Origin of the sequence: Marinospirillum insulare DSM 21763 (assembly GCF_000686905.1) — a bacterium.
In the GTDB taxonomy this organism is placed as follows: domain Bacteria; phylum Pseudomonadota; class Gammaproteobacteria; order Pseudomonadales; family Halomonadaceae; genus Marinospirillum; species Marinospirillum insulare.
Map to the genome: position 1 here is coordinate 1 of NZ_KK366038.1, position 3,756 is coordinate 3,756.

A 3,756-nucleotide genomic window follows, 5' to 3' on the forward strand; every position below is an offset into this window, starting at 1 on the left:
CAAGCTGAAGCTGTTCAAGATAATTAATTACCACCATTGTCTGCTGGTTATAGTCGTAATGCTTGAATCGAGCCATCCTCATGCCCTCGTTATCTAAAAATCCAATCAAACCATAATTGAAGAGGTTTTTCTACAGCCTGAACGCCTGCGTAATAGGCGCGAGCTTGCGAGCGTCCGGCGACCGCAGGGAGCGAATTTAATGGCCTTGTTAGCTGCCATATGCCAGAGCAAACTGGAATGACCTTAAACAAGGATAAGTTTCTGGAATAACGTCACGCATTGGGTGGCGCTGCTTCATTTCTGCCGCAATTTCAGCGATAAAATTGGGTACTGTTGTTACCTCAATGTCTGCTCCCCAGATTTCTTTTGGCTGGGACTTTGACGTGCCGATAATTGCGCGTTTCTGGATGCTGGCCGGAGTAGCCCCGACTATTTCAGTGTATTGCTCTGGGGAAAAGACAAACTTCTTTGATATGTACCGCTCTTCACGTTTTTCCCAAGTAAGAGCATCCCACGATGTCTCCAAGTGAACCAGTTTTCCTGTGGCAGGCAGAAAAGCCAAAACATCAATTTCATTGTTGTAGCCACCATTGTGCCTACGATTGGCTTTAATGTTGGTACGAACAAAATACCCTTGTATTGCGTACCACTCTGCTGCCAATGATTCCAGAAAGTTCACGATTTCTCCTTGCAGCTAATCGGGATAGGGAGACGCCTCACGACGTCTCTCCTCCCACACCACCGGACATACGGGTCACGTATCACGGCGGTTCAAATCTCTTTAAATTTCATCTTGCCGCCAGTTCTGGCAGCCCCAAGTTCTTAAAGTATCTGTTTGGTAGCGCTCGGTAAAGGGCAGGACTTGCGCTTAATCGCCACGGGCCATGAGCCGACTTAGCAGTATTCCATGCCAGCCATCGATCAACACCCAAGCGCCTAAGCATCCGATAGCCTTTGCGCCCCCATTGCTTCCAAATATAACTACGCAATCGTCGTCGAATCCATTTATCCACATCACGCAGAGGGCTCAGCACTTCAGCTATGTCGAAGTACGCTTTCCAACCAAGCAGGGACTTTCTTAGCTCTGCGATAATGTGTTTGAGTGAATGGCCTCTTGTTCGACGGCTCAGCAATTTAACCGTAGCTTTGAGCTTCAGTAGCGATTTATCTGCCACCTTGATTCTCTGGTCTCGTTGACTGAACGTAAAGCCAAGAAAGGTTCGTTTCCATGGCCGATCTACTGCACTCTTTTGGGTATTCACTTTGAGCCGTAGCGAGTCGCCAATATAGCGCTGCAGACTTTTCATCACGCGCTCACCCGCTTCTCGACTTTTAACAAACACAACAAAGTCATCAGCATAGCGAACGAAACGGTGCTTCCGACGTTCTAGCTCCCAGTCCAACTGGTTCAACACAATATTCGAGAGTACCGGTGACAACGGCCCACCCTGTGGCACGCCTTCGGTACTGGTTTGTGTTACGCCATTTATCTGGATTCCCGCTTTTAGATAGCGGTTGATCAGCCTAAGCAATTGTCGGTCTTGGTGTTTTGCTTTGAGCTGTTCCATAAGCAAGTCATGGTTTACACCATCAAAGAAAGCTTCCAAGTCACAATCAACAGTCCAGCTATAGCCCTGCCGTACTGTGTTTTGTGCGTAGCGCATGGCTTGGTGTGCATTTCGATTGGGTCGAAAACCATAACTCTGATCATGGAAATCAGCATCCCACTCTTCTTGCAACACCTGAGCAATGGCCTGCTGTATAAATCGATCCAATACAGTCGGGATGCCCAGCTTGCGCTTGCGACCATCTGGCTTTGGAATTTCAACACGTCTAACCGGCTTGGGCTTGTAGTGCCCGTCGATGAGTTGTTGCCGAATCTGCGGCCAGTGTTGCTTAAGATGATCAAGGAGGTCATCAACATTCATGCCGTCGATGCCCGGAGCACCTTTATTGCGGCGAACTTGTTTCAACGCGCGCAGTAGATTATTCCTATCTACTACACGGCCAATCAATGATGAACAAAAGGTGGATTTTGGTTCAACTGGGTTTCCCATTTCTGATTCACCCTCTGCATTTTCCAGAGGCAGTGATAACTGCTTAACAGGTGCCATTCAGAAACACTTCCCCAACGAGTACTTTCCGTGATTTGTTCAGGCCTTCAGCTGCAAGAGTGCGGCCTACTATGCCTTCTGCTGATTTCTGCAATGCGGTCACAATCGATTGCTCCATTGTCAGTTGCTCCTTCAACACACTGCAGACCTCCCGGGGTAAGACACTTAACTTTCCTCGCGTAGACGCTCAATTTATAAAACATATTCCAGATGCAGATGGAGGGCTTAGCAGTCACGTGCCCGCTGGCCCCGAATATGTCACACCTCATATTGAGTTCTTGTTCATCGCCCCGCGATTTCGCGTTGGACTTCCTTCAGACCCTGCCTCGCGACAAAGCCCTTGTCCTTTCGCTAACCTTCGGCTCTGCGAATACCTGGCACGAGGACTTGCACCTCGCTAGTTAAGTGCCATGCCCGGCACACACGCCTGGCTCACGCGCCGGTTTGGAGCCGCGAAGCGGCGGAAAACCGGTCGCTGTGCAGCCGATTGTTAAAATCTCGGTCACGCTACTCCGTTTGCCCGCTTATTCACCCTTCATATCCTGAAACAAAATCAGGATATTTTTTGTAAGCTGCTGCTGCTTCTCTGGAATATCGAAGTCACTGTAGTATTGACGACCGTTAAAACGTATGGTCGCCTCATCAGCATTCGCTATTGCTGAAAGAGCTTCGTAATATTTGCCGTCGGTAGCCGAGACATCCATCCACTCCCAAATAGTTCCGCTGGAGTGGTCACGCTGAAATCCAACGTTCTCTGATTCCAATCTGTAGTCATCTGCAACTAGCAATATCTGATCAACAAACAGCCAATCGTCCGCTTCATAGTGAAACTTTGCCCTGAGCCACGGCCCACGGTCTTCTTTAAAGCCGATATATCCTATGACGTATGTGTCCTCGATTTCATAAGGGAATGGCTGAACAAAAAAGCGATCCTCCATCTTGTCATACGTGACTCTGAAATTGACGAGCTGGTCGGCTATCGATGCCTTATTATCCCCAAATTTTTTACTCAACTTGCGAAGGGCATCTAGTTGGGTTTCGGATATTGTTCCGCCATTGCTCAAGTCATAAGTACGCCCGTATTTTTCGGACGATCTTCTGATTCCTGTTAGCATTGTGGATGCCCCTTCCACAATTGGCTCTTTCTTGAATGCGTCGGCCGCTTCCTTTTCCTTCAAAGCGACGATATCCATGTCGTGGACGGAGCTCAGCTCTTGCTTACGGTAATGATAAAGAACTTCGCCCGTTTCTATTCTGAGCTTATAAAAACCACGCCCATCAAACCCTCCTGTTTGCACAGGTTGTTCTGAGGTGTAATAAAACTTTTTACCCACATACTTTTGGTAATCTATCCCTTTAAAACAGGCATCTTGATCTGGAGTACTACAGAACATCCTGATGGGGTACTTTTGGAGAGTCGGTGATTTTTCTTTGAACAAGTACTCCTTTCGATCACCAGGTTGGTAGTTCGAGGAGTTCACTGTTTGTGAGTTGCCTGAACTTACCGAAGGAGCTGCAGTTTGGGGCAATTTCCCAGAAGTCTGACACCGGCCTCTGTCAAGCTAGTTGTCCGTTATTCTAAGCAACTTGTTTCAAGTTCACTTGATCTTCAGCCTTCTCTTTTGGTGGGTTAAGCCAAACT

At 47.9% G+C, this 3,756-nt stretch carries 3 protein-coding genes; all 3 read right to left on the minus strand.

The annotated features are described in order from the left end of the window. Positions 1–208: 208 nt before the first annotated feature. On the minus strand, positions 209–679 hold the full coding sequence (locus BP27_RS0114625; RefSeq protein WP_027852169.1) for a hypothetical protein: 471 nt from the start codon (positions 677–679) through the stop codon (positions 209–211). Positions 680–788: 109 nt separating this feature from the next. Further along, positions 789–2,114: a group II intron reverse transcriptase/maturase gene (gene ltrA, locus BP27_RS0114630; protein WP_027852170.1), complete on the minus strand. Its 1,326-nt coding sequence runs from the start codon at positions 2,112–2,114 to the stop codon at positions 789–791. Between the two features lie 524 nt (positions 2,115–2,638). Next, positions 2,639–3,553, minus strand: a complete 915-nt coding sequence (locus BP27_RS0114640) for a hypothetical protein (RefSeq protein ID WP_027852171.1) — start codon at positions 3,551–3,553, stop codon at positions 2,639–2,641. Between the last annotated feature and the right edge of the window lie 203 nt (positions 3,554–3,756).